22 protein-coding genes are annotated in these 22,302 nt (G+C 40.8%); 9 read left to right on the forward strand and 13 right to left on the reverse strand.

The annotated features are described in order from the left end of the window. Window positions 1-47 precede the first annotated feature (47 nt). Window positions 48-557 carry a peptidylprolyl isomerase gene (locus tag MKI85_RS09540; RefSeq protein ID WP_241627202.1) on the forward strand — a complete coding sequence of 170 codons (510 nt, stop codon included), beginning with the start codon at window positions 48-50 and terminating at the stop codon, window positions 555-557. 85 nt (window positions 558-642) lie between these two features. Beyond that, the gene (locus MKI85_RS09545) at window positions 643-1,362 is read left to right on the forward strand and encodes a UDP-2,3-diacylglucosamine diphosphatase (protein ID WP_241627204.1); all 720 of its coding nucleotides are present in this window, start codon (window positions 643-645) and stop codon (window positions 1,360-1,362) included. A gap of 61 nt (window positions 1,363-1,423) precedes the next feature. On the opposite strand, the gene hpaI is transcribed toward MKI85_RS09545, so the two are convergent. Beyond that, entirely contained in the window at window positions 1,424-2,221 is a 798-nt protein-coding gene (gene hpaI / locus MKI85_RS09550) for a 4-hydroxy-2-oxoheptanedioate aldolase (protein WP_241627207.1), read from the reverse strand. A gap of 242 nt (window positions 2,222-2,463) precedes the next feature. On the opposite strand from hpaI, the gene nfsB reads away from it, so the two are divergent. Next, on the forward strand, window positions 2,464-3,117 hold the full coding sequence (gene nfsB, locus MKI85_RS09555) for an oxygen-insensitive NAD(P)H nitroreductase (RefSeq protein WP_241627209.1): 654 nt from the start codon (window positions 2,464-2,466) through the stop codon (window positions 3,115-3,117). A gap of 291 nt (window positions 3,118-3,408) precedes the next feature. Here nfsB and MKI85_RS09560 read toward each other — a convergent pair whose 3' ends face one another. From MKI85_RS09560 to MKI85_RS09575, 4 genes are all read right to left on the reverse strand, one after another. Further along, on the reverse strand, window positions 3,409-4,275 hold the full coding sequence (locus MKI85_RS09560; protein WP_241627211.1) for a DMT family transporter: 867 nt from the start codon (window positions 4,273-4,275) through the stop codon (window positions 3,409-3,411). Window positions 4,276-4,363: 88 nt separating this feature from the next. After that, entirely contained in the window at window positions 4,364-5,401 is a 1,038-nt protein-coding gene (gene fba / locus MKI85_RS09565; protein ID WP_241627213.1) for a class II fructose-bisphosphate aldolase, read from the reverse strand. A 121-nt stretch (window positions 5,402-5,522) separates the two neighbouring features. Next, window positions 5,523-5,783 carry a hypothetical protein gene (locus MKI85_RS09570; RefSeq protein WP_241627215.1) on the reverse strand — a complete coding sequence of 87 codons (261 nt, stop codon included), beginning with the start codon at window positions 5,781-5,783 and terminating at the stop codon, window positions 5,523-5,525. A gap of 146 nt (window positions 5,784-5,929) precedes the next feature. Then, window positions 5,930-7,117: a phosphoglycerate kinase gene (locus MKI85_RS09575; protein WP_241627217.1), complete on the reverse strand. Its 1,188-nt coding sequence runs from the start codon at window positions 7,115-7,117 to the stop codon at window positions 5,930-5,932. 137 nt (window positions 7,118-7,254) lie between these two features. Between MKI85_RS09575 and MKI85_RS09580 the strand changes: the two genes are divergently transcribed. From MKI85_RS09580 to MKI85_RS09590, 3 genes are read left to right on the forward strand one after another with little or no spacing between them, the layout of a single operon-like run. Next, entirely contained in the window at window positions 7,255-7,638 is a 384-nt protein-coding gene (locus tag MKI85_RS09580) for a DUF2237 family protein (protein WP_241627219.1), read from the forward strand. Then, a complete protein-coding gene (locus tag MKI85_RS09585; protein ID WP_241627221.1) occupies window positions 7,638-8,228 on the forward strand; it encodes a Maf family protein in 591 nt (196 codons plus the stop codon). Before MKI85_RS09580 ends, MKI85_RS09585 begins: the two co-directional genes overlap by 1 nt. Window positions 8,229-8,243: 15 nt before the next feature. After that, complete coding sequence (locus MKI85_RS09590; protein WP_241627223.1) at window positions 8,244-9,413, forward strand: ribosomal protein uL16 3-hydroxylase; 1,170 nt, start codon at window positions 8,244-8,246, stop codon at window positions 9,411-9,413. Between the two features lie 54 nt (window positions 9,414-9,467). On the opposite strand, the gene MKI85_RS09595 is transcribed toward MKI85_RS09590, so the two are convergent. Continuing rightward, entirely contained in the window at window positions 9,468-11,345 is a 1,878-nt protein-coding gene (locus MKI85_RS09595) for a sensor histidine kinase (RefSeq protein ID WP_241627224.1), read from the reverse strand. Beyond that, a complete protein-coding gene (locus tag MKI85_RS09600; protein ID WP_241627226.1) occupies window positions 11,342-12,028 on the reverse strand; it encodes a response regulator transcription factor in 687 nt (228 codons plus the stop codon). Before MKI85_RS09600 ends, MKI85_RS09595 begins: the two co-directional genes overlap by 4 nt. A 316-nt stretch (window positions 12,029-12,344) precedes the next feature. Here MKI85_RS09600 and MKI85_RS09605 point away from each other — a divergent pair, with 316 nt between their 5' ends. Further along, window positions 12,345-14,015 (forward strand): FMN-binding glutamate synthase family protein, encoded by a 1,671-nt coding sequence (locus MKI85_RS09605; RefSeq protein ID WP_241627228.1) that lies wholly within the window; start codon window positions 12,345-12,347, stop codon window positions 14,013-14,015. Window positions 14,016-14,081: 66 nt separating this feature from the next. Here MKI85_RS09605 and MKI85_RS09610 read toward each other — a convergent pair whose 3' ends face one another. From MKI85_RS09610 to MKI85_RS09625, 4 genes are read right to left on the reverse strand one after another with little or no spacing between them, the layout of a single operon-like run. Beyond that, window positions 14,082-15,125 (reverse strand): alpha/beta hydrolase, encoded by a 1,044-nt coding sequence (locus MKI85_RS09610; RefSeq protein ID WP_241627231.1) that lies wholly within the window; start codon window positions 15,123-15,125, stop codon window positions 14,082-14,084. Next, on the reverse strand, window positions 15,125-16,246 hold the full coding sequence (locus MKI85_RS09615) for a YdcF family protein (RefSeq protein ID WP_241627233.1): 1,122 nt from the start codon (window positions 16,244-16,246) through the stop codon (window positions 15,125-15,127). Before MKI85_RS09615 ends, MKI85_RS09610 begins: the two co-directional genes overlap by 1 nt. Before the next feature lie 3 nt (window positions 16,247-16,249). After that, window positions 16,250-17,284 (reverse strand): UDP-N-acetylmuramate dehydrogenase, encoded by a 1,035-nt coding sequence (gene murB / locus MKI85_RS09620; RefSeq protein ID WP_241627235.1) that lies wholly within the window; start codon window positions 17,282-17,284, stop codon window positions 16,250-16,252. A 13-nt stretch (window positions 17,285-17,297) separates the two neighbouring features. Next, entirely contained in the window at window positions 17,298-17,807 is a 510-nt protein-coding gene (locus MKI85_RS09625) for a low molecular weight protein-tyrosine-phosphatase (protein ID WP_241627237.1), read from the reverse strand. 120 nt (window positions 17,808-17,927) lie between these two features. Here MKI85_RS09625 and MKI85_RS09630 point away from each other — a divergent pair, with 120 nt between their 5' ends. Both MKI85_RS09630 and MKI85_RS09635 read left to right on the forward strand, forming a co-directional pair. Then, window positions 17,928-19,088, forward strand: a complete 1,161-nt coding sequence (locus MKI85_RS09630) for an iron-containing alcohol dehydrogenase (RefSeq protein ID WP_241627240.1) — start codon at window positions 17,928-17,930, stop codon at window positions 19,086-19,088. 30 nt (window positions 19,089-19,118) lie between these two features. Continuing rightward, the gene (locus tag MKI85_RS09635; protein ID WP_241627372.1) at window positions 19,119-19,574 is read left to right on the forward strand and encodes an acyl-CoA thioesterase; all 456 of its coding nucleotides are present in this window, start codon (window positions 19,119-19,121) and stop codon (window positions 19,572-19,574) included. Between the two features lie 3 nt (window positions 19,575-19,577). Here the strand turns inward: MKI85_RS09635 and dnaX are convergent, their stop codons facing one another. Beyond that, the gene (gene dnaX, locus MKI85_RS09640) at window positions 19,578-21,680 is read right to left on the reverse strand and encodes a DNA polymerase III subunit gamma/tau (RefSeq protein ID WP_241627243.1); all 2,103 of its coding nucleotides are present in this window, start codon (window positions 21,678-21,680) and stop codon (window positions 19,578-19,580) included. Window positions 21,681-21,786: 106 nt separating this feature from the next. Then, window positions 21,787-22,248 carry a copper resistance protein NlpE N-terminal domain-containing protein gene (locus MKI85_RS09645; protein WP_241627245.1) on the reverse strand — a complete coding sequence of 154 codons (462 nt, stop codon included), beginning with the start codon at window positions 22,246-22,248 and terminating at the stop codon, window positions 21,787-21,789. Window positions 22,249-22,302 lie beyond the last annotated feature (54 nt).

The following is a 22,302-nucleotide window of genomic DNA, read 5'->3' on the forward strand; positions in this document are numbered from 1 at the left end:
CAACCAAAAACCCATGGCTTTTATGTCCATGTTAAGGAGATTACACAATGAGTTTTCCTCAAGTCGAATTAAACACCAATAAAGGTCGTATTGTTCTTGAGCTTAACGCTGAAAAAGCACCTAAAACAGTTGCTAACTTTTTAGAATATGTTCGTGACGGTTTCTATGATGGCGTAATTTTCCACCGCGTGATTGATGGCTTCATGATCCAAGGCGGCGGCATGGATGAAAACTTCAAAGAAAAAGCAACTCGTGACTCAATTGAGAACGAAGCAGACAACGGTTTAAGCAACGATGTGGGTACCATCGCAATGGCGCGTACTCAAGCTCCACACTCTGCATCTGCACAATTCTTCATTAACGTGAAAAACAACTCTTTCCTTAACCACACTGGTAAAACAGCACAAGGTTGGGGCTATGCAGTATTTGGTAAAGTATCTGAAGGTATGGATGTTGTAGAAGCAATTAAAGGCGTTCGTACTGGTAACCGTGGTTACCACGCTGACGTTCCTTTAGAAAATGTTGTCATTGAATCTGCAAAAATCATTTCTGAGTAATAATCCCTCCTAGCCTCTCTTTACAAAGGGAGGAAAGTCCCTCTTTTAAAAGAGGGATTTAGGGAGATTAAAAAAGGATACAAGCGTGACCTATCTGTTTATATCAGATTTACATTTGTCACCCGATCACCCTCGACTTGTTCGAGGGTTTTTCGCATTGCTGAATGAATATCAACACCAGCACACTCAGCTCTATATTTTAGGTGATTGGTTTAATGCCTGGATTGGCGATGACTACACTGCACCTTGGCTCGATGAAATTGTTTCTGCATTACAACAGTTCCACAATTCTGGAAATCAGGTCTATTTTCAGGTCGGTAATCGTGATTTTGCCTTAGGTCAAAAATTTCTAGATCAATTTCATGGCATTTTACTGCCTGATGACTATGTCCTAAACATCAATCAACACAAGTTCCGCCTAGAACATGGGGATGCGCTTTGTACCGATGATGTTGGCTATCAACGCTTTAAAAAGATTATTCGTAATCCACTCATCCTTGGGTTCTTGCGTAAAACCCCCTTAAGTTTCCGCACCAAGCTCGCCAACGGTTTCCGTAAAAAAAGTCACGCTGCGCAGCAGTTTAAAAGCTATGAAGTAATGGATGTGAACCAGCATGCTGTCGAGCAAGCACTGGTAGATGTCGATATCTTGATTCATGGGCACACCCATCGCGCAGCCATTCATGAGCTACATGGAAAAAAACGTATTGTCTTGGGCGATTGGAAAGAAGACTCAGCTCAAATCTTGGTTATTGATCCGATACAACCCAATTTGAAATTGAAGTTAAGTACCTTTGACTATTAAATATCTAAACTTCCATATTTAGATTTTTTCATCATTAATGCTTTTTAACATCTGTTCCGAATTAATAACCACCCTGAATCTGCACGGTTTTACTTCCCTGCTTGTACTTAGACAATAAGCTTCTTAAGCCATTCATTAACACGCTGGTATCCACGCCCACGGCAACAAACTCGGTTCCTAACTCAACATACTTTTGTGTGACTTCATCTGTAGTCGATAGAATACCTGCTGCTTTTCCTGCTGCACGTATTTTCTTTATGGCTGTAATCACGGCTTTTTGCACTTCTGGATGATTCGGATCGCCTTGATAGCCCATGGTTGCTGATAAATCGACAGCTCCAATAAAAACCCCATCAATACCTTCAATTTGCAGTATTTCATCCAAATTTGTTAAGCCTTGAACTGACTCAATTTGAATTAATAAGCAAATCTGCTTATGCGCTTGCGCATAATAGTCGGGAATGCTGTTCCAACGCGTTGCACGCGCCAATGCAGCACCTACGCCACGGATTCCCTCTGGTGGATAACGCACCGCTTTCACCATGAGTGTTGCCTGCTCTACCGTTTCAACCATTGGAATTAATAAGGTTTGCGCACCAATATCTAACAATTGCTTGATTAATTGCACGCTACCTATAGGCGGACGCACTACTGCTTGTGAAGGATAGGCAGACATACTTTGCAGTTGAAGCAATGTGGTTCTTAAATCGCTCGGGGCATGTTCGCCATCAATCAACAACCAGTCATAACCTGCATTTGCCACGATTTCGGTGGCATAAGCATCTGCCAAACCCACCCAGAGACCAATTTGCTGCTGGGTTTTCAATTTTTGCTTAAAATGATTGGTTGTATTGCTCATTGCTAAAGGTATTTCAACTGCATCGCTTACATGCAGTAAACTCTTATTAGCAATGAAAGACCAATATTGATTTTCGATCTTATGATCGTATTCAACACTTAATCCCGCATTAGCTCCTTCTTATCTGATAATAGAACAAGCTTTGATAGAACAGATATGAACGATGCTTGAATCTGCCCCATGAAACGATTAATGTGAATATTCCGCTAAAAACAGCATTTCTTGAACTCGGAGTTATTTTCATGGATCTTTTGAATATTTCAAAAACTCGTTATACCACTAAGGCTTACGATCCTTCCAAGAAAATTCCACAAGAACAGTTTGAACGCTTACTGGAAATTTTACGTCTAACTCCTTCTTCTATTAACATCCAGCCATGGCACTTTTTTATTGCCGATAACGATGCAGCCAAAGAACGCGTTGCTAAAGCCTTGGTTGGAAAATACGCCTACAATGCACCAAAGGTGTTAGATTCATCGCATACTATTTTGTTTTGCACAAAAGTCGATATTACAGAACAGCATTTAGATAATTTATTAAATCAGGATGATTTAAGTGGACGTTTTAAAGATGCCACTGCGAAACAAGGACAAAAAGACAGTCGTACCGGTTATGTCGATTATTACCGCAATGAAAAAGGTGATATCCAGCGCTGGGCAGAAAACCAAACCTTTATTGCCTTAGGTCAGATTTTACTTGCAGCAGGCATTGAAAATATTGATGCCACACCAATTGGCGGCTTTAATGAAGACTTATTAACTGAGGAATTAGAGCTAGTGGAACAAGGGCTCGTTCCTTCCGTGCTGTTAACGCTAGGCTATCGCAGCGAAACTGATTTCAATGCCAAGCTGCCAAAGTCGCGCCTAAACAAAGAACAGATTTTCACCAAGCTGTAATGCTTTCATTTCAAAATATAAGGGACAATTTATTTGTCCCTTTTTATATTCAGGTCTAAATTTTGCTTATTTAAATCTAAACTCAGTCTAAGCAGAGGTCGGTTATGTCTATATTGCTACAGCTACCTATCAAATTTGAATGTAAGCACTGCCAACAGATTTACTTCCATAGCTATGCACAATCTGCATTACATCAGCCGCACTGCCCAGATTGCCAACATACAGGACTGTTAATGGGGATTGCTGACAAAACAGACTTACTACGCTATCCCATCTTATGGATAGGCAAAGTTATGAAACAGTCATGGCATAAGCTAAACAAAGCACACTCATAATCCCCAAACCCAAGCCTAGGCTGGTACTCGTCTTAAGCTTCTCTTTAAAGAAAAGCAGACCACTTAATACGCCCAACAACACCACCAGAATATTCATCCCTGCAAATACGATTGCAGGGGTATCTTTCAGCAGCATATGTGCTTTCACATACAATGCAATATTGGCAAAATTCAACAACCCTAGAACTAAACCAAACAATATTGTTGTTGCAGATCCAATTTGCTTTGTAGTGAGCACGATATACATAAATGAAAATACGAAGGCACAAATAAACATTAAGTTCAGTGCAACAGCAAATTGTACGCCTAAACCAGTGGTGTATTTCAGCAGAATATCAACCAAGGCATAACCCACCCACACACTTGTCAAATACAGCATGCCTGAAGAACTGAAACTGGTTTGGGTATGACTACTACGATGTGAGTAGATCATGCATAGAACTGCTGCAATGCCTAAACCAATCCCGATGAGTTTGAGCGCACCAAAATGCTCATTAAAAATGAAATAGGCAGCACCCAGCGACAATACGACCGAGAGACGCTGTGCAACTTCAGTTTTAACAATGCCCGCACTTTGTAATGATTTAGACAAACAAAGGAATACACTCGGTAACAGCACCCCCAAACTGAGTATAAGCCACCATGGTGTATTGCTGGGGGAAATATGACTTAAATCAGGTTTGAACCAATAGAAACATAACAGACTGGCAATGGCGTAATTCCAGCAAATCATCTGCATCGGATTTAAACCTTTGGCTTTGCAGATTTTCAGTAAAATCGACACCAATACGCTGCAAACGGCTGCCGCAAGGATCAGTTCCATTCAACACCTTCCCCATTCTATGATCAGTCACATAAAAAAGCCCACATAAACTATGCAGGCTTTAATTTATAAATAATTTGTGGAGCGATTATTTATAACGTTCTACCATTTTCTCTAAAGAAATTGGACGAATCTTATCGGCATGACCCGCAGTACCAAATGCTTCGTAACGATCCACACAGATTTGTTTCATTGCATCAACAGTTTTTGCAAAGAATTTACGTGGATCGAATTCGCTTGGTTGTTCTGCCATCATACGACGCATTGCACCAGTAGAGGCTAAACGCAAGTCAGTATCGATGTTGATTTTACGCACACCATGTTTGATTGCTTCAACCAATTGCTCAACAGGAACACCATAAGTTTCTTTGATGTCGCCGCCGTATTGGTTAATTACAGCTAACCATTCTTGTGGTACAGAGCTTGAACCGTGCATTACAAGATGCGTATTTGGTAGTGCCGCATGAATTTCTTTAATGCGGTCGATTGCCAAAATGTCACCTGTAGGTGGACGTGTGAACTTGTAAGCACCGTGTGAAGTACCTACCGCAATTGCTAAAGCATCTACATTAGTATCTGCAACAAAGCTACGCGCTTCTTCAACAGAAGTTAGGAGTTGCGAGTGGTCAAGAACGCCTTCAGCGCCTACACCATCTTCTTCACCCGCCATACCAGTTTCAAGGCTACCTAAGCAACCAATCTCACCTTCAACAGATACGCCACACGCGTGTGCCATCGCAACTGTGCGACGAGTCACGTCTACGTTGTATTCGTAAGACGTTGGTGTTTTACCATCTTCACCCAAAGAACCATCCATCATGACTGATGAGAAGCCTAACTGGATTGAACGTTGGCATACGTCTGGGCTTGTACCATGGTCTTGGTGCATCACCACTGGAATATGCGGCCATTCTTCAATTGCAGCCAAAATAAGATGGCGTAAGAATGGAGCGCCTGCATATTTGCGTGCGCCTGCTGAAGCCTGAACGATTACAGGTGAGTTAGTTGCATCTGCAGCTAACATAATTGCGCGCATTTGTTCTAAGTTGTTTACGTTAAATGCTGGTACGCCGTAGCCATGCTCTGCAGCGTGGTCCAACAGCTGGCGCATAGAAATAAGTGCCATAGTGTCCTCCCAGGTAATGCGCCATATTCTACATGGTCATTACTTTCAATTCAGCAACTAAACACACTATTTAAAAAAAAATCCCTGCTTTTGCAGGGACTTTTAAACAAACTACGACAAATTATTGTGCAGCAGCCTGTGAAGCTTCAGCTTCTGTCGCTGGAGTCGCAGCATCTGCATCCACATTGGCAATTTCAGCAGGTATGTCAGTGTTCTTTTCATCCATAACTGGCTTGTCTAATGAATCAATTGCAGCTTGCTGTTCTGGAGTTACTTTTTCTTCAACTGCTGCATCTGTTTTAGGTGCTTCATCTTTTTTTGCACATGCAGTTAAAGCCAACGGTACGATTAATAAAGCAGCAAGTGTTAATTTAAGGTTCATCACATTATTCCTACAACAGGTGATTTAATGCCCATGATTTTATTGCAGATATGTGACAATTTGATGACCTAAAGATGAATGCAATAAAAAAGGTTGACCGTAGCCAACCTTTTCTTTTATTTCATCCCATGAGATGAATCATATTGTTAAGCACGCTCTAAAAGAACGGCTACAGCTGGAAGTGTTTTACCTTCAACAAATTCAAGGAACGCACCACCACCCGTTGAGATATAACCAATTTTATCAGCAACTTCGTATTTGTCGATCGCAGCTAAAGTATCTCCACCACCAGCAATAGAGAAACCTTCAGATTCTGCAATTGCCAAAGAAAGCGTTTTTGTACCTTCACCAAATTGATCGACTTCAAATACGCCTACAGGACCATTCCAAAGGATTGTTTTTGAAGTTTTTAAGATTTCTGCAAACGCTTGCGCTGTTTCTGGACCTACATCCAAAATCATGTCGTTGTCAGCAACATCTTCAACTTTTTTCACTACAGCTTTTGCAGCAGCCAATGAACCTAAGAAGTCGTCAAAGTTGATTTCGCTGGCATCAGCAACCACAACATCAGTTGGCAGTGGAACAGATACTTTTGCAGCAATGGCTTTCGCAGTGTCGATTAAATCATTTTCGCATAATGATTTACCCACGTTATAACCCGCAGCAGCCAAGAACGTATTCGCAATACCACCACCCACGATCAATTGATCACAGATATCTGACAATGAAGTTAAAACATCTAGTTTAGTCGATACCTTAGAACCCGCAACAATTGCTACCATTGGCTTTTCAGGAGTTTGCAACGCACGACCTAAAGCATCAAGTTCTGCTGCAAGAAGTGGACCTGCTGCTGCTACAGGTGCTAAACGCGCAACACCTTCTGTTGACGCTTCTGCACGGTGCGCTGTACCAAAAGCATCCATCACGAATACATCGCAAAGAGCTGCATATTTTTGTGCCAATTCAGGATTGTTTTTCTTTTCACCGTGGTTAAAACGGCAGTTTTCTAAAAGAACCACTTGACCTGCTTGGACTTCAACACCATTAAGGTAGTCAGTCACTAACTGTACATCTTGACCTAATGCTTCTGTTAAATAAGCAGCAACTGGAGCTAAAGATTGTTCAGCTTTTGGCTCACCTTCAACAGGACGACCAAGGTGTGAATACACCATGACTGCTGCACCTTTTTCTAAAGCAGCTTTGATTGTCGGTAATGCCGCACGTAAACGTGCATCACTGGTAATCACACCGTTTTTAACAGGTACGTTTAAGTCTTCACGAATTAGTACTCGCTTACCTGCTAAATCAAGGTCAGTCATACGCTGAAAATTCATGTATAGCTCTCTGAATATTTAAAATCGGCACGATTTTAAATGATTATGCAGAAAAAGGTTAGCTTCTTTTGTATAAAAGCTGCCGAAAGCGTCAGTTTTGATTATGATATTGAAAAGCCACAAATTGATTCACTGTTATGTCATTTCATCCTGATCCTCAAATTAACCGCTTAAACGTATTTGGCGAACCCCTAGCCAGTTGTTGCTTTGACCCGATTACTGGCTATTTCCGCAATGGGTTTTGTCATACTGCGACAACTGATTTAGGGCAGCACACCGTATGTGCACAAATGACTTCTGAGTTTCTTAATTTTTCACAGAAAGTGGGCAATGACTTAATCACACCTTTACCAGAAGCGGGTTTTCCTGGTCTACAACCTGGAGATTTCTGGTGTATTTGTGTGACCCGTTGGGTTGAAGCATATCAGGCTGGACAAGCGCCGCCGATTAAAATCCACGCCTGCCATCAAGCCGTTCTTTCTTATGTTCCACTGAATGTATTAATGGATTACGCCATCTGATGAATACCCAAATCATTCTGGCTTCAAGTAGTCAGACTCGCAAAGACTTAATGGATCGCCTCAAAATCCAATATGAATGTGTTGTGCCTGATATTGATGAATCTCCTCGCGGTGAATTACATGCCGATGATTTGGCTCGACGTTTAGCCTTTGAAAAAGCCAATACCATTGCACAAAAGCACCCTGACGCGATTGTGATTGGTTCCGATCAGGTAGCATGGCGTGAAGGTGCGCCTGATATTTTTATTGGAAAACCTCTTTCAACTGAAAAAGCCATTCGCCAGTTGCAAGCCAACTCGGACAAGATTGTTTATTTCAGTACAGCCTTAAGTGTCCAACAACACGCAACCGGCTTTGAACAAACACTGGTCGAACACTACAAAGTCAAGTTCCGTAAACTGAGTATGGCTGAAATCGAACGCTATGTTGCCGTTGAGCAACCGCTACATTGCGCAGGCAGCTTCAAATGTGAAAGCTTGGGTATCAGCTTATTCGAACAGATGATTGGTCAAGATCAAACCACTTTAATGGGCATGCCGATGATTCAGCTTTGCCAAATTCTCCGTCAATTAAATATTTTAGTTCCTTAATTTAGGCTGTATTTTATGTCTCAACCTCTAGATGTATTAGGCGGCATTACCGCTGAACAATTTCTTGCTGAATACTGGCAAAAGAAACCGTTACTTGTACGTAACGCGCTACCTGAGATTGCAAATATCTTAGAACCGAATGATGTCATGGAGCTCGCTTTAGAAGAACATGTCACGGCACGTTTGATTAAGCAAAAAGATAAAGATCCAAATCAGTGGTCTGTGAAATCTTCCCCTTTAATTAAAGGGGATTTCCAAAAAATGCCAAAACTTTGGACGCTATTGGTCCAAGCAGTCGATCACTACTCTTTTGATTTGGCTGAATTATGGAAAAAGTTCCCCTTTATTCCACAATGGCGCCGCGATGACATTATGGTTTCTTATGCACCAAAAGGTGGATCAGTCGGTAAACATTTTGATTTCTACGATGTATTCCTTGTACAAGGCTATGGTCATCGTCGTTGGCAGCTCGGTCAAATGTGTGATGGCAATACCGAATTTGTTTCTGGACAACCATTAAAACTTCTGCCTGAAATGCAGGTTGATTTTGATGAAGTCCTTGCACCAGGTGATTTACTTTATGTGCCACCAGGTCTTTCACACTATGGTGTTGCAGAAGATGACTGCCTGACTTTCTCTTTTGGTTTCCGTATGCCAAATATGGCGGACATGATGGATCGCGTCAGTGATAAATTTGCTGGTAACAGCTTCTTAAAAAATCCAATGCTTGATATTCAAAGACAAAAAGCTGGTCAGATTGGTGAAATTACCAAGTCTGAATTAGATTATTTGAAAACTGAACTGCTCCAGAGATTACAAAACTCAACGGAACTTGACGATGCCATCATGAGTTTAATGTCGGAGCCAAAATATCCAGAAAACATTCCTGAACCTGATGAAATTGAAGCGGATGATTTGCGTGAAATTTTAGATACAGGCTATGAAATTTTACTCGAACCTGCTTCCCGCCTACTCTACACCGAGCAAGATTCTGAATTACTATTCTGGGCAAATGGTGAGCAAGTCTGTATTTCAGAAGATTTTACAGCGCAATTAAAGCAGATTGCCGATGGCCAAGCTCTTCCTTTTGATCAAAGTTTTGATCACGAAGAAATTCTAGAGGATTTGGCGCAGCTGATGAATGATTCGATTCTGATGCTCCTTCCGCCAGCCGAAGAAGAATAACGTTTAACATCAAGGGTATTAAAGCTAGCTTTAATACCCTTAGTTTTTAGTCATTCATTTAATTTCTAACAATGCTTGAACAACCGTTTTTCCTTTTTCAGAGGTTACTTGCAATTCTGCACCGACCCGCTCCAAACGCATCTTCATGCTTCGAATACCGATACTCATCCCATTTTGAAAATTACTCTTCACATCAAAACCTACACCATCATCTTCAATGGATAAAATCAGTTGCCGTTCATAGGGAAACATCATGGACACATACACGTGTTTTGCCTGACTATGTTTAATGACATTGGTGAGACTTTCCTCAAGCACACGAATCAATGTTAAACATTGCAGGGCTGTTGGTACATAACCCCAATTTTGAGGAAAGCACCATTTGGATTCGATATCCATCTCATCCATCAGTTGACTAAAACGATGCCGTACGGGCGCTACCCACAAAATTGGATTTTCTGGAACGCGTGACTCTAAACTCGAACCGCTATCGATAATCTGCCTTAAATCATCCCTCAACAACTTCAAAATAGACAAAAATTGTTGATTCGACATATTTTGCTCTGCTTGATCCACAATAATCATAGAGCGAACCAAGGACGAACCTAAACCATCATGCAAATCATGTGATAGATGAATCCGCTCCTGAAGTCTCACATTTTCAAGTTCCAGTTTATGTTTCTCATTCATGCTGGAATATAAATCATGGCTCACCTGTTGTACTTTTTCTTCTAAGCGCTGATTAAATTTTTCTATACGCCGCGTATTACGTGCCAATTTTACCCCCAAAATTAACACTACGAATATCGTAATAATCGGTGAGGTATATGGTGACAGCGGCTTAATATCCTTATGTAATTCAGAACCTAACAGCACCGTATCAAAAAGCGCACAGAATAAAATCCCTGTCAGACACATCAGTAAAAATATATATTCTCTTTTTCTGGTTCGATAGGTGACATAGCCCAAATAAATGTAGGTCAACAAAAAGAGTGCCACATACATCATAAAAATATTAAGAAATACAGCCGTCAACCATTTTACTGGAGTAAAAAAGATCACAATTAATACAATAGCCGTGATTGCCCATATAACTCGTTCAATTCGAGGCAGTTCAACCCGAATGAATCGGAGTAAATAGGTACAAAAGCACACCATATACAGAATAAAAAAACTAATATTGGCTTGAGCAGCAAGAATATTATTGGTAAATGGCTTAGTTTCTGTTACTAGAATATTGGAGATAAATAAAACCCAAAGGAGACAACTTAGGGCGAACCAAGCAAAAGTCGTTTCAGAACGTCTAAAAATCCAAATTGAGAAACACAATAAACCGAGGACTAAAGAAATAATGATATTAATTTCAAATAAAGTCCGTCGATTCCAAATCTGTTGCTGTTGTAGGTCATACGCCGCTTGTACATTTTGAAAAGAAATTGAACCCAAGCCTGCATTCTGAAAAGCATAACCACTGACATAGATTAAAAATTCATTTTCACCCGCTTTTAAACTCGTAGGTGTAAGCACCCAGTATCGAGGTATATTCCAGCTTTTAGACAAAGGTTCAACTAAATTCTTATCTCGCCACAGCACATTACGATTGAAATAAACTGCTCCCGCAGAATTTATATAGTCGATAGAGAAGGCAAAGGACTCGTTTAAAGTTCCAGATGAACAATCTGGTTTCCACAAAATTCTATACCAAACCCCGCCATTATAATGAGGCTCATGTTGTGACCAGTTATCAGGCAAATCCACCGTCTTCCATCCTGTTCTAGGAACATGGTTAATTGAGTCGGTTTTGACAAACTGGATGGGTTGAACTTGTATTGTACATTGCGGACTAACTGAAAAATATGATACTGCGTAGACCTGCATATGAATGCAAGCCAAGGCAAGCATACAAAAACAACGCAGAATCAATTTGGTCATATAATCCCTAAAGTTCTGGCAGCACTCACTGCCTTGGTCCGTTTAGAAACAGACAACTTTCTATAAATATGTTTAATATGACTTTCTACGGTATAACGTGAAACAAACAATTGTTCCGAAATTTCTCGATTACTCAAACCCTGCGCAACCAAGTCTAGAATTTCCTTTTCACGATTAGTCAAAGCCTCCATATCGGATGGCAAATTGTCATGTTCATTTTTATCTTGAGTATCTTCCTGCACCGCAATTTGTGCCAAAATCTCTCTAGCAATAAAAGGATCAATCGGCGCACCACCACGCAAAATGCTGCGTATGGCCAATAGGACTTCCGAATCATCACGTTCTTTTAGCACATAACCTGTTGCGCCCGCCTTGATGGCGGAAAACAGGCTTGCTTGCGTACTCCAGGCGGAAATCACCAAAATTAAAGCACTTGTATCGCGCTCTCTTAATTTTTCTATGAACTCAACCCCATTTCCATCTGGCAATCCCAAATCAACTAAAGCCAGTGAAATTGGGATTTCCTCCATTTTTTCGAATGCTTGTTTTAAATTAGAGACAAAATGTAAAGTCTCATTTTCATATCCCAGTTCAGTTAAAACTCGTTGAAGGCGTTTTTGTATAATTAGTTCATCTTCAAGAATAATTACAGGTACTGGTAAAACCGTTTCAATATCATTCATGTCACACCCCATCTCTTGTTTTGAAATATACGCAGGTTTTCAAGATGACTCATATCCCTATATTTGGGTAATTTGAAGCGCTCTCCCTGATTTATGCTTCTTATATCCTTAAGATACACTTATAGCCGAATATTTACACAATAAAACTGCACTGTCGCATAAATTAAATGAAAGTAAACATTATCCCTATGTAAACCTATCGACTTATCTCATGATTTATTAATGGACTTCTCACACAAATTATAACTTGTACTCTTATCTCAATATTGGCATTGTGGAAACAGATATCCATCAGGTACAAGGATGAATTACAACAATGCCGAATCCTGCACAATCCATTCGCCATAAATTATTAAATACTTTTTTTTCGCGACATTCTGTTTGGTTCACCTGCATATTTATTGCCCTGAGCATTACTTGGTTCAGGCTAAATTATGCACCGCACTATATCTATTATTTTATTTCAGATACGGTACTGAATTCCTTATGGCTCATCACTACCCTTTTGAGCCTACTCGGTCTATATGATTTATTACAAAATCAACATGCCATCTTAAAAAACTATCCTATTATGGGACATTTTCGTTTTTTATTTGAAGAGGTTAGACCTGAAATTCGTCAGTATTTTATTGAATCAGACGATGATGCCCTGCCATTTTCTCGTATGCAGCGCAGCTTGGTATACCAACGTTCGAAGAATGAAAACTCGGACAAACCTTTTGGTTCGATCATCGACGTCTATCAACAAGACTATCGGTTTATGACCCATTCTATCCAGCCTTGCCCACCTGCGGATCCTTCGACCTTTCGGATTCAGATTGGCAGTTCACAATGCACTCAACCCTATAATGCATCGATTATGAATATTTCTGCCATGAGTTTTGGCAGTCTCAGTGCCAATGCCATCCGCGCATTGAACAAAGGCGCTCAATTAGGCAACTTTTATCATGATACTGGTGAGGGCAGTCTTAGCCCTTATCATCTGGAATATGGCGGTGATATTGTTTGGGAAATTGGCAGTGGATATTTTGGCTGCCGTACTGAAGATGGAACTTTTGATCCGATCAAATTCGCGCAGCAAGCCGTGCTCCCGCAAATTAAAATGATTGAGATTAAACTTTCGCAAGGTGCCAAACCTGGACATGGCGGGATTTTACCGAAAGATAAGATTTCAGCAGAAATTGCACAAATCCGTGGTATTCCTCGTGATCGAGATTGCATTTCTCCCTCCAAACATTCCGCGTTTAATACCCCGATTGAAATGCTGCAATTCATTCAAACATTGCGCGAACTTTCAGGAGGAAAACCTGTCGGATTTAAACTCTGTATTGGTCAGCCATGGCAATTTATGGGCATTGTAAAAGCGATGCTGCATACCCAAATCTTACCTGATTTTATTGTCGTTGATGGCTCTGAAGGTGGAACTGGCGCTGCACCGATTGAATTAATTAACAATATGGGCACACCGCTACGTGAAGGTGTACTCTTTGTACACAATACCTTAGTGGGTGCAGGACTGCGAAAACAAATCAAGATTGGTGCCAGTGGTAAAATTATCAGTGCTTTTGATATTGCCAGCACCATGGCCATTGGTGCGGATTGGGTCAATTCTGCACGTGGTTTTATGTTTGCGATAGGCTGTATTCAAGCACAAAGCTGCCATACCAATCAGTGCCCTGTGGGTGTAGCAACCCAAGATCAAGACCGCCAAAAAGCCCTACATGTATCTTCCAAAGCAGAACGGGTATTTCACTTCCACAAAAATACCATGCATGCCTTATCTGAAATGATTGCTGCGGCAGGCTTACGCCATCCGTCAGATATCAAAGCTCACCATTTAGCGCAGCGCTTGAATGATCGTGAAATTAAAAACTATGCACAACTGCATTTTTGGTTAAAAGACGGCGAACTACTTAATTGCGAAAATAAAGATGAAGAAAATTTTTATTTCCGTATGTGGAATATGGCGAAAATGGAATATTTCTAAACATAATAAGACTGGGCTGAAATCTCAGCCCAGTTTTTTTCGAATCAATTATAAAACTAAAGAAGCTTAGTAATACTCACCTGAACTATGCGCATGAAGAAACGCTGGAATTAACCCCGTCAATGCCGCACGAATATCTGCACGCTCATTAATGAGTTGATGAGAACCCTCTTCCAACATCAGCAACGTCTGTAAGCGGAACTTTTGCCGAATAAATTCAATGTTATAACGCCAGTCTACAGTCTGATCCAAAGCGCCTTGAGCCAACCACACTGGAATACGACAAGGTGGTCGCTCTTCCATTTGCTGCATCCATTTTGACATCGCCAAAATCCAATCCATGCCCATCATGCGCGGTTGCAAAGGGTCTTTTAAACGCACAAAGCGCAAAAATTCGGGATTATGGTTATTGCGACGGAAATGGCGAGGCACTTGACGTTTAATCCGACGGATGATGCCTAAGCCTACAGAATTATGCCACCAAGCGGTTTTCGCAGGACGAATCAATGGAGACAGCAACAACACCCGCTCGACATAAGGATTTTCACGTCGCTCTGCAAATTCTAGTAAATGATGCATCCAGATTGCACCACCTGTACTCTGTCCGATGCCTAGCCAAGGTTTCGGAAGCTGTGAGGCGTTTTTCACATACTGATACACCGCATGCAGTACGCTCTGATAGTGATCAAAATCTTGAATACTGGCAGGTGAGCCATCACTCAAACCATGACCTGGCAAATCATAAGTGAGCACACTGAAACCTTGCTCCAGCAATTCACGAATAATTGGTTGATAGATCCCACTGTGTTCTAAATAGCCATGTAAGAGAAACACCGTCCCTTTTATTTTTAATTCACCCTCTGCATTGGCTTTCGGCTGGAAAACTTGGACATGCAGTTTAAACAACGGCATTTGCACAAAGCCTTGCCAGTGCTCGCAGTTCAGTAAATGCAAGCCATACAACTTACGGTAAGCTTGCAATTCAACTGAAGGAGCGAATGCATGATTCAAATTTAATGGATTTAAAACTTGCGGAGTCGTCTCTCGACTTGGTACCGGCAAATCCAATTGTTTTAAGATATTAGGATTTAAAAAAGGAATTTCAGGCATTAGGGTACCTCGCGGCAATCGCTTGAGCCAAATAACATGTCGCGAATGGTCGCCAACATTTCATAATTTGCACGACGGCTATGATCATAGTTTTGTTGGCTCGGCTGCCAAGCCGTTAATTGTGTTGGCATGGGTGCCTCAATCGGTACGGTCTCTATGCCATTTAAGGCAAATAAGCGACGTGTTCTTGGCATATGGTACTGGTCAGTAATCAGAATTACTGTCGGTGCTCCCCCTTTCTTTTGTAATAATAGCGAGCTAAACCGTGAATTTTCACAGGTATTCATACTCCTATTTTCCAATAGTTTGGCATCTACACCACGTTCTTTTAACCAACTCTGCATATAAGGTGCTTCTACACCACTGAGTACAATGGGTAATTTATATTGCTTCTCTACTTCTAAAGTTTTCTCCAGTCTTAATTTTGTATAGTTATTCACTACAATATCTTTTCTATTCTTGTCTAAGGTTAAGCCACCACCTAAAACCACTATCGCATAAGGTTGTGATATCACTTCTTTTGGCGTTTCATTTTGCTCTTTAATTTGAGCAATGTCTTTTTCTATTTGCTTCGGATCAGCATTTTCAACAACAGGCTCGACCTCATGTGTTTGCAAAAATTCTAGATACTTTTCCATTAAGGCTTTATTTTCTTTACTGTCCAACTCCAAAAGTTCTTTCACATTCTGAGTAGGATCTTCAGGTTCAGAAGAGGCCTGCTCTGGATCTGCCAAAAGTGGGACTTGAGGACGTTCTTCTTCCTGAGCTTGCTCTTGCTGCTCTTTATTAATTAACTCTTGCAAGGCTGTATAGCGTGCCTGAATTTGCGGCAAATTTTCAGAATTGTTTTGCTGAATTTCCTGCTCCATCAACTTGAGATAAGCTTGACGTGCAATCCACAAATTAGAACCCGGTTCTAAATTCTCCGCCACACTCAGCGCTGCCTTTTTTTGGCTTTGTGCAGCCACTTCATTCACTTCCACAGGAACGAAGGTGTTTAAAGTCTTGACCACCAATTTTGAATAAAATGGCGAGTAAATAAAAATCACTAGGCAGCCCAAAAGCACAAAAAGCAAAGCTGCAATTTGTACTAAACGAACCATCCAATGTTTTTTAGCCATCAATTATTCCGTATGTGATTGAATTAAACCGACTGTATTAAATAAAACAGGCTCAGGTTCTAAGGCAATATTAAATTTAGCCAATACGTCCTGCTGAACCGCGCGGTAAGTTGCTTGTACATCAGTCAACGTTGCCTGTTCGTAGTTCACCAGCACCAAAGCCTGTTTGGCAAACATACCCACCATGCCTAAACGTTTGCCTTTCCAACCCGCCTGATCAATGAGCCAACCTGCAGCAATTTTAATCTGTCCATTGGCTTGAGGATAATGGGGTAATTGAGGGAATTTCGTAGTTATTTGGTCAAAGCTTTGTTGAGAAATCACAGGATTTTTAAAAAAACTCCCTACGTTTGGAAACTCTTTAGGATCAGGCAGCTTACTTTGGCGTATTTGAATCACTTGATTTTGCAAGTTTTTAGCGGTGAGATTTTCACCAACCGCTTGCTTTAAATCACCATAATTTAATTTTAAATCCGCATGTTTTAAAAGCTGAAAGATCACTTGACTAATGACATAACGCTCAGGTTCATCTTTAAAAATACTGTGTCGATAGGCAAAATGACAATCTTGAGCAGTAATCTCAGTGAACTGTTTTAATTTTCGATCATACACGCGTACTGATCGAATAAATTCGCCAACTTCTACTCCATAAGCCCCAATATTCTGGACTGGAGATGCCCCCACCAAACCTGGAATCAAGGCTAAATTTTGCAACCCATATAAATGCTGTTCTGTGGTCCAGAGTACAAAATCATGCCAACCTTGCCCAGCACCAACAGAAATTGTTTTGCTCGCGTCATCTTCATTCAAGGTTTCTATACCCTGAATATCCATATGAATTACGAGCGCATGAATCTGTTCAGGTAAAAGCATGTTGCTCCCCCCCGACAGAATTAAAATATTGAGTTGCTGTTGTTCGGCATAAGATAAAGCATCCAACAACATGCTTTCATTTTCGACTTTCACATAATGAGATGCGACTGAACCCAAATTAAGCGTATTAAATGGCTGAAGTTGAACGTTATTCTGAATATGCATGCTTAAACCCGAACTAGCCTTTCAGCTGTTGTTGAAGTACCTGAACCCAAGCCAAACTACTTGATTCACATTGATCAAGTACCCGCTCAAATCCATCATCGCCACCATAATAAGGGTCTGGCACAGCTTGTTGAAGAAATTTTTGATCATGCTGACTCATCAGGGCAATCTTTGCTCGAAGCATGTGTTGTCCCAAAACTGATTGAGCTTGATCCATTAGAGATTGAATATCTTCTAAATTTTCATAATCCATCGCCAGAATTAGGTCAAATTCAGCAAAGTCTTGCAAATTAAGCTGACGCGCACGTAAAGCGGACAAATCGTAGCCACGCTTTTTGGCATGTTTCTGGCTTCTTAAATCGGGTGCTTTATTCGGATGATAATTACTGGTCCCTGCTGAATCGACCATGATATTGAGTTGATGCGCATCACAATAATGTCTAAGCACAACTTCTGCAGTTGGTGAGCGGCAGATATTTCCAAGACAGACACATAACACCTTATAGGGCGTTTGCGATGACATAAGCACCTCAATAGATCGTTTATTTTGCAGGAGCTTATGTTAAGTTATTTGCAGGATGAATCCCACTAAAACTGTATAACAAAAACGTGTAAATAATGATAAAGCGAGAAGGAATTGCCCATGTATGACTTTCAGTTTCAAACAGTTGCCCGAATTATTTCAGGGCTAGGCTCAATTCAGGAACTCTGTACAATTTTGACTGAACAGCGATGTAAAAAAGTACTATTGGTTACTGATAACGGTATGCTACAACAGCAATTACATCTACCTATATTAGAAATTTTAGAACATCTTCATTTGCCCTATGTGACTTATGCCGATGTGATTGCAGATCCACCTGAACAAATTGTGAATGCTGCCGTTAAATTCGCCAAACAAGAAAAGATTGATACGGTGATTGGTTTTGGCGGTGGCAGTTCTTTGGATGTTGCCAAACTAATTGCCGTTCTGGCACATCCTGAGCAGCAACAAAGTTTATCTGAGCTTTACGGTATCAATAATGCTAAGTCTCCTCGACTGCCTTTAATCTTGATTCCAACTACAGCAGGTACTGGCTCCGAAGTTACGCCAATTTCAATTGTCACTACAGGTAAAACTACAAAAATGGGCATTGTTTCGCCCGTGCTTTATGCGGACGTTGCCATTTTGGATGCCACCTTTACTCAAAATCTGCCCGCACATATCACTGCGGCAACTGGAATTGACGCGATGGTACATGCCATAGAAGCGTATACATCAAAGTTAAAGAAGAATTTATATGCCGATATGTTAGCTAAACAGGCATTACGACTTTTAAATCAAAACATCAAACTGGTGCTGGAAGATGGTTCTAATCTAGAAGCGCGCCAAAATATGCTGAATGGTTCCATGTTTGCGGGACAAGCTTTTGCCAATGCACCTGTCGGTGCGGTTCACGCACTGGCTTATCCTTTGGGGGGGCATTTCCATATTTCACATGGACATAGCAATGCCTTGGTCTTAACCGAAGTCTTGAAATTCAATGCGCCAAATGCCAAACATTTATATGCAGAATTGATGACATGGATGGACCCTTACAGCACGGGATGTACCGATGGTTTATGTGATTTGTTTATCGACCATATGCAAAATCATTTAGATCGAAGTGGGCTACCCCTAAAACTCAATGCCCTAGATGTTCCAGAAAATGCCATTTCACAACTGGCACAGGATGCCATGCTACAAACTCGACTGTTACAAAACAATCCACGTGATCTTACGCTACGAGATGCTGAACACATTTATCAAGCGATTTATAACTAACTAGACTTTCGGCAAAGGAACTGCATGCAAATGAAACTTCAAGCAAAACTTCGAGAAAATTACCCTTTTATTTTCCCGATCCAAACACGTTGGTCGGATAATGATATTTATGGGCACGTGAATAATGTCAATTACTACAGTTTTTTTGATACTGCAGCCAATGCTCTACTGATTCAAAAAACCCATTTTGATATCCATCATTCGCCTATTATTGGCTTGGTCGTGAGTTCATCTTGCCAGTTTTTACAAGAACTAAGTTATCCCGAAATAATTGAAGTCGGCGTTGCAATTAAACGCATCGGAAATAGTTCATTGGAATACGACTTGGCAATTTTTAAAGTCAATCAAGATACGGCTGCTGCACAAGGACAATTTATTCACGTATTTGTTGATCGGGAACAGCGTAAAAGTACCCCGATCCCGACTCACATGCGTCAGGCACTACAAGCTTATATGCAAGTTGAGCCTGAACCTAAATTTGTCTGAAGCTTATTTCAATTGAATATTCTGTAATTCAGCATCGAAACCTTGCATTAAGTCGCGTACAACAGGTTCTGCTTGTAATAGTTCAACTGCTCGACCATGCGCTTGTTCTTTACGTTGATGCTGTAAAATATACGGTGTAGTCTCAGTAACTACACCATATTCAATTTTAAACTGAGTATTCGGCCACTGTTTTTTCAGGGCTTGTTCCAAAGAATGTTGGGATTGACCTAAGAGCTGCTGATATTGCTCTGGAATATGGAAAACAGATTCTGCATCAATATGACCTGTCATTACCCCATGTTGTGCCAATTCTTGTACAGCTGGCGATAATTCACTTTGTCTAAACCAGAATTCCCACTTGCCTAAAGTCCATTCCCCTTCCAAAACTTGTTCTTGCACTCGTAAAATATCTTGCGGCATCAAGTTTGATATTGGAGCGTCTGACGACACTTGTACTGGTTGGGACTCAATTTCAACTTGTGGCTGTTCAATTGGAGTTTGAACGGTTTGCTGAGGTTCAACATCTTCAGCAGATAAACTAAAAAGAGAATCTTGCTCGACTTCTAAATTGGTCGGGCTTGGCTCATTAGAAAGTACTTCAGTCGAGATAGAGTCTTCACCAGATATTTCTACTTTTGCATGATCTTCAATAGGAGCAATTTCTTCAAACAAGAAATCATCACTGCTGGATTCTGATGAATCCACTGGTGTTGAATCTTCTTCCTCATCCAAATCAAACAACGCATCTTCACTTGCAGGATCAAACACGATTTGATCTGTGTTACTGTTGAGATTGGCAGTATCTTCAACCTGTGCAAGAGATTCAGCTAATCCCGATTCTTCCTGTCGATTTTCCTGAATAACAAGGTTTTCAACAGATGGTTTAACTTCCATGATTGATTGGATTTGATCTTGCGGAGCTTCAACCACAGCATTGATATGGGGTATGGCTTGTTCAGTCGCCAACACAGGCGCTGTTTGAATTTCTGTAGCAGGAGTTGAAACCAAGACTTCATTCGGCTGTAAGGGTCTGAATGCCAACAAACGCAGCACACACATTTCAAAACCTTGCTCTTGAGTCACAGCAAGTTGTAAATCTGCACGACCTTTGCAGGCAATCTGGTAATACAACTGTAAATCTTGATCGGCAATTAGCTTTGACAGATGGGAAATCTTTTGATTAATTTCCGCACTATATTTCAGGCTTAAATCTGGTAAATATTGCAGCAATGCCAATTCATGCAAAGTCGAAATCAACTGATCTAAAACCAGTGAGACATCTAAAGCCTGCTGTCTAAATTGCAGTAATAATTGGCTGACGCGCGCCTTTTGATTTTGATGAATCGCCATCAGCAAATCATAAATGATGGTGCGATCAATCAAGCCCAACATCTCTTTGACATCTTGATGTTGAATGGCACCTTGACCATAGGCAATTGCTTGATCCGTTAAAGACAATGCATCACGTAGTGAGCCTTGCGCAGATTCTGCAATTTGCCATATTGCATCTTGCTGCGCAGGAATCTGTTCTTTTTCTAAAATTTTGGTGAGATGCTCAGTAATTTCATCGACTGCCAAAGGACGCAAAGTAAATTGCAAACAGCGCGAAATCACGGTAATTGGTAATTTTTGCGGATCTGTAGTCGCAAATAAAAACTTCACATGCTCAGGCGGTTCTTCTAATGTTTTGAGCAAGGCATTAAAGGAGTGAGTTGACAGCATGTGTACTTCATCGATCAGGTACACTTTGTAACGTCCCTGAGTCGGCGCATAAGGTACGTTATCTAACAGTTCACGCGTATCTTCAACTTTGGTGCGTGAAGCAGCATCAATTTCAATTAAATCGATAAAGCGACCTTCATTCACCGCCTTACACGTTGCACATACTTCACACGGCGTAGCCGTTACGCCAGTTTCACAGTTCAAGCATTTGGCCAGAATGCGCGCAATGGTGGTCTTACCTACACCACGTGTACCCGTAAATAAATAAGCATGGTGTAAACGCCCGCGTTCTAAGGCACTACTCAGTGCACGTGACACATGGTTTTGACCCACTAATTCATTAAAATTACGAGGACGGTATTTACGCGCAAGTACTTGATACATGTATGCTCCTTTTTACAGGTCTAAGCATACTGTTTTTTTGCTCAAGAGTGAATGAACAATCTTGTAGGGAATGGATGATTGGGGAAATTAAACACGTTGTAGATGCTCAAGCCTTCGGATCAGTCCAATCCAAAGTAAAATCTGGGTATGCTTGATAATGTTCTGCTGTTCGATCTTCTAGAATTTCCAACACCAAATGATTTACATCCAGTTGAATTAAATTGCGTTGTTTTACATTCATCAATTCAATTTTGGTTTGTGCATAATCAATAAAACGTAGTTGTCCTGTAAAAGTTTCTATTCCACTCTCTGTACTTAAACTCTCGCGTTTTAATTCATAAGTCATATTGGGATGAAGCACCAAATCGACTGCCATACCAGGACAATCTTCACATCGAGACATACAAGGTGTTGTGCCTTGATAATGTCCAACCCATTGCATCGCTTGTGCTTGGGTAGCTATGTCGGTCAATTCAACTTGATTTTGTTGAGTTTGTGAATGCTGTTCCTTTTGGCAACCCATCAAAAGACTGGTTGCAATTAAAGGAATCAAAATCGGTTTATTCATCGACCCGTTCTATGACTTTTAAAACGAGCACAATTTACCACAATTTCACTTAAA

The sequence above is a fragment of the Acinetobacter zhairuonensis genome (genome assembly GCF_022601715.1).
Classification (GTDB): domain Bacteria; phylum Pseudomonadota; class Gammaproteobacteria; order Pseudomonadales; family Moraxellaceae; genus Acinetobacter.

What these genes read in the sequence shown, in the direction of transcription:
- MKI85_RS09540 (WP_241627202.1), top strand. Translation starts at nt 48, where the DNA reads ATGAGTTTTCCTCAAGTCGAATTAAACACCAATAAAGGTCGTATTGTT.
- hpaI (WP_241627207.1), bottom strand. Translation starts at nt 2,221, where the DNA reads ATGAGCAATACAACCAATCATTTTAAGCAAAAATTGAAAACCCAGCAG.
- nfsB (WP_241627209.1), top strand. Translation starts at nt 2,464, where the DNA reads ATGGATCTTTTGAATATTTCAAAAACTCGTTATACCACTAAGGCTTAC.
- MKI85_RS09560 (WP_241627211.1), bottom strand. Translation starts at nt 4,275, where the DNA reads ATGGAACTGATCCTTGCGGCAGCCGTTTGCAGCGTATTGGTGTCGATT.
- fba (WP_241627213.1), bottom strand. Translation starts at nt 5,401, where the DNA reads ATGGCACTTATTTCTATGCGCCAGCTGTTGGACCACGCTGCAGAGCAT.
- MKI85_RS09570 (WP_241627215.1), bottom strand. Translation starts at nt 5,783, where the DNA reads ATGAACCTTAAATTAACACTTGCTGCTTTATTAATCGTACCGTTGGCT.
- MKI85_RS09575 (WP_241627217.1), bottom strand. Translation starts at nt 7,117, where the DNA reads ATGAATTTTCAGCGTATGACTGACCTTGATTTAGCAGGTAAGCGAGTA.
- MKI85_RS09580 (WP_241627219.1), top strand. Translation starts at nt 7,255, where the DNA reads ATGTCATTTCATCCTGATCCTCAAATTAACCGCTTAAACGTATTTGGC.
- MKI85_RS09585 (WP_241627221.1), top strand. Translation starts at nt 7,638, where the DNA reads ATGAATACCCAAATCATTCTGGCTTCAAGTAGTCAGACTCGCAAAGAC.
- MKI85_RS09590 (WP_241627223.1), top strand. Translation starts at nt 8,244, where the DNA reads ATGTCTCAACCTCTAGATGTATTAGGCGGCATTACCGCTGAACAATTT.
- MKI85_RS09595 (WP_241627224.1), bottom strand. Translation starts at nt 11,345, where the DNA reads ATGACCAAATTGATTCTGCGTTGTTTTTGTATGCTTGCCTTGGCTTGC.
- MKI85_RS09600 (WP_241627226.1), bottom strand. Translation starts at nt 12,028, where the DNA reads ATGAATGATATTGAAACGGTTTTACCAGTACCTGTAATTATTCTTGAA.
- MKI85_RS09605 (WP_241627228.1), top strand. Translation starts at nt 12,345, where the DNA reads ATGCCGAATCCTGCACAATCCATTCGCCATAAATTATTAAATACTTTT.
- MKI85_RS09610 (WP_241627231.1), bottom strand. Translation starts at nt 15,125, where the DNA reads ATGCCTGAAATTCCTTTTTTAAATCCTAATATCTTAAAACAATTGGAT.
- MKI85_RS09615 (WP_241627233.1), bottom strand. Translation starts at nt 16,246, where the DNA reads ATGGCTAAAAAACATTGGATGGTTCGTTTAGTACAAATTGCAGCTTTG.
- murB (WP_241627235.1), bottom strand. Translation starts at nt 17,284, where the DNA reads ATGCATATTCAGAATAACGTTCAACTTCAGCCATTTAATACGCTTAAT.
- MKI85_RS09625 (WP_241627237.1), bottom strand. Translation starts at nt 17,807, where the DNA reads ATGTCATCGCAAACGCCCTATAAGGTGTTATGTGTCTGTCTTGGAAAT.
- MKI85_RS09630 (WP_241627240.1), top strand. Translation starts at nt 17,928, where the DNA reads ATGTATGACTTTCAGTTTCAAACAGTTGCCCGAATTATTTCAGGGCTA.
- MKI85_RS09635 (WP_241627372.1), top strand. Translation starts at nt 19,119, where the DNA reads ATGAAACTTCAAGCAAAACTTCGAGAAAATTACCCTTTTATTTTCCCG.
- dnaX (WP_241627243.1), bottom strand. Translation starts at nt 21,680, where the DNA reads ATGTATCAAGTACTTGCGCGTAAATACCGTCCTCGTAATTTTAATGAA.
- MKI85_RS09645 (WP_241627245.1), bottom strand. Translation starts at nt 22,248, where the DNA reads ATGAATAAACCGATTTTGATTCCTTTAATTGCAACCAGTCTTTTGATG.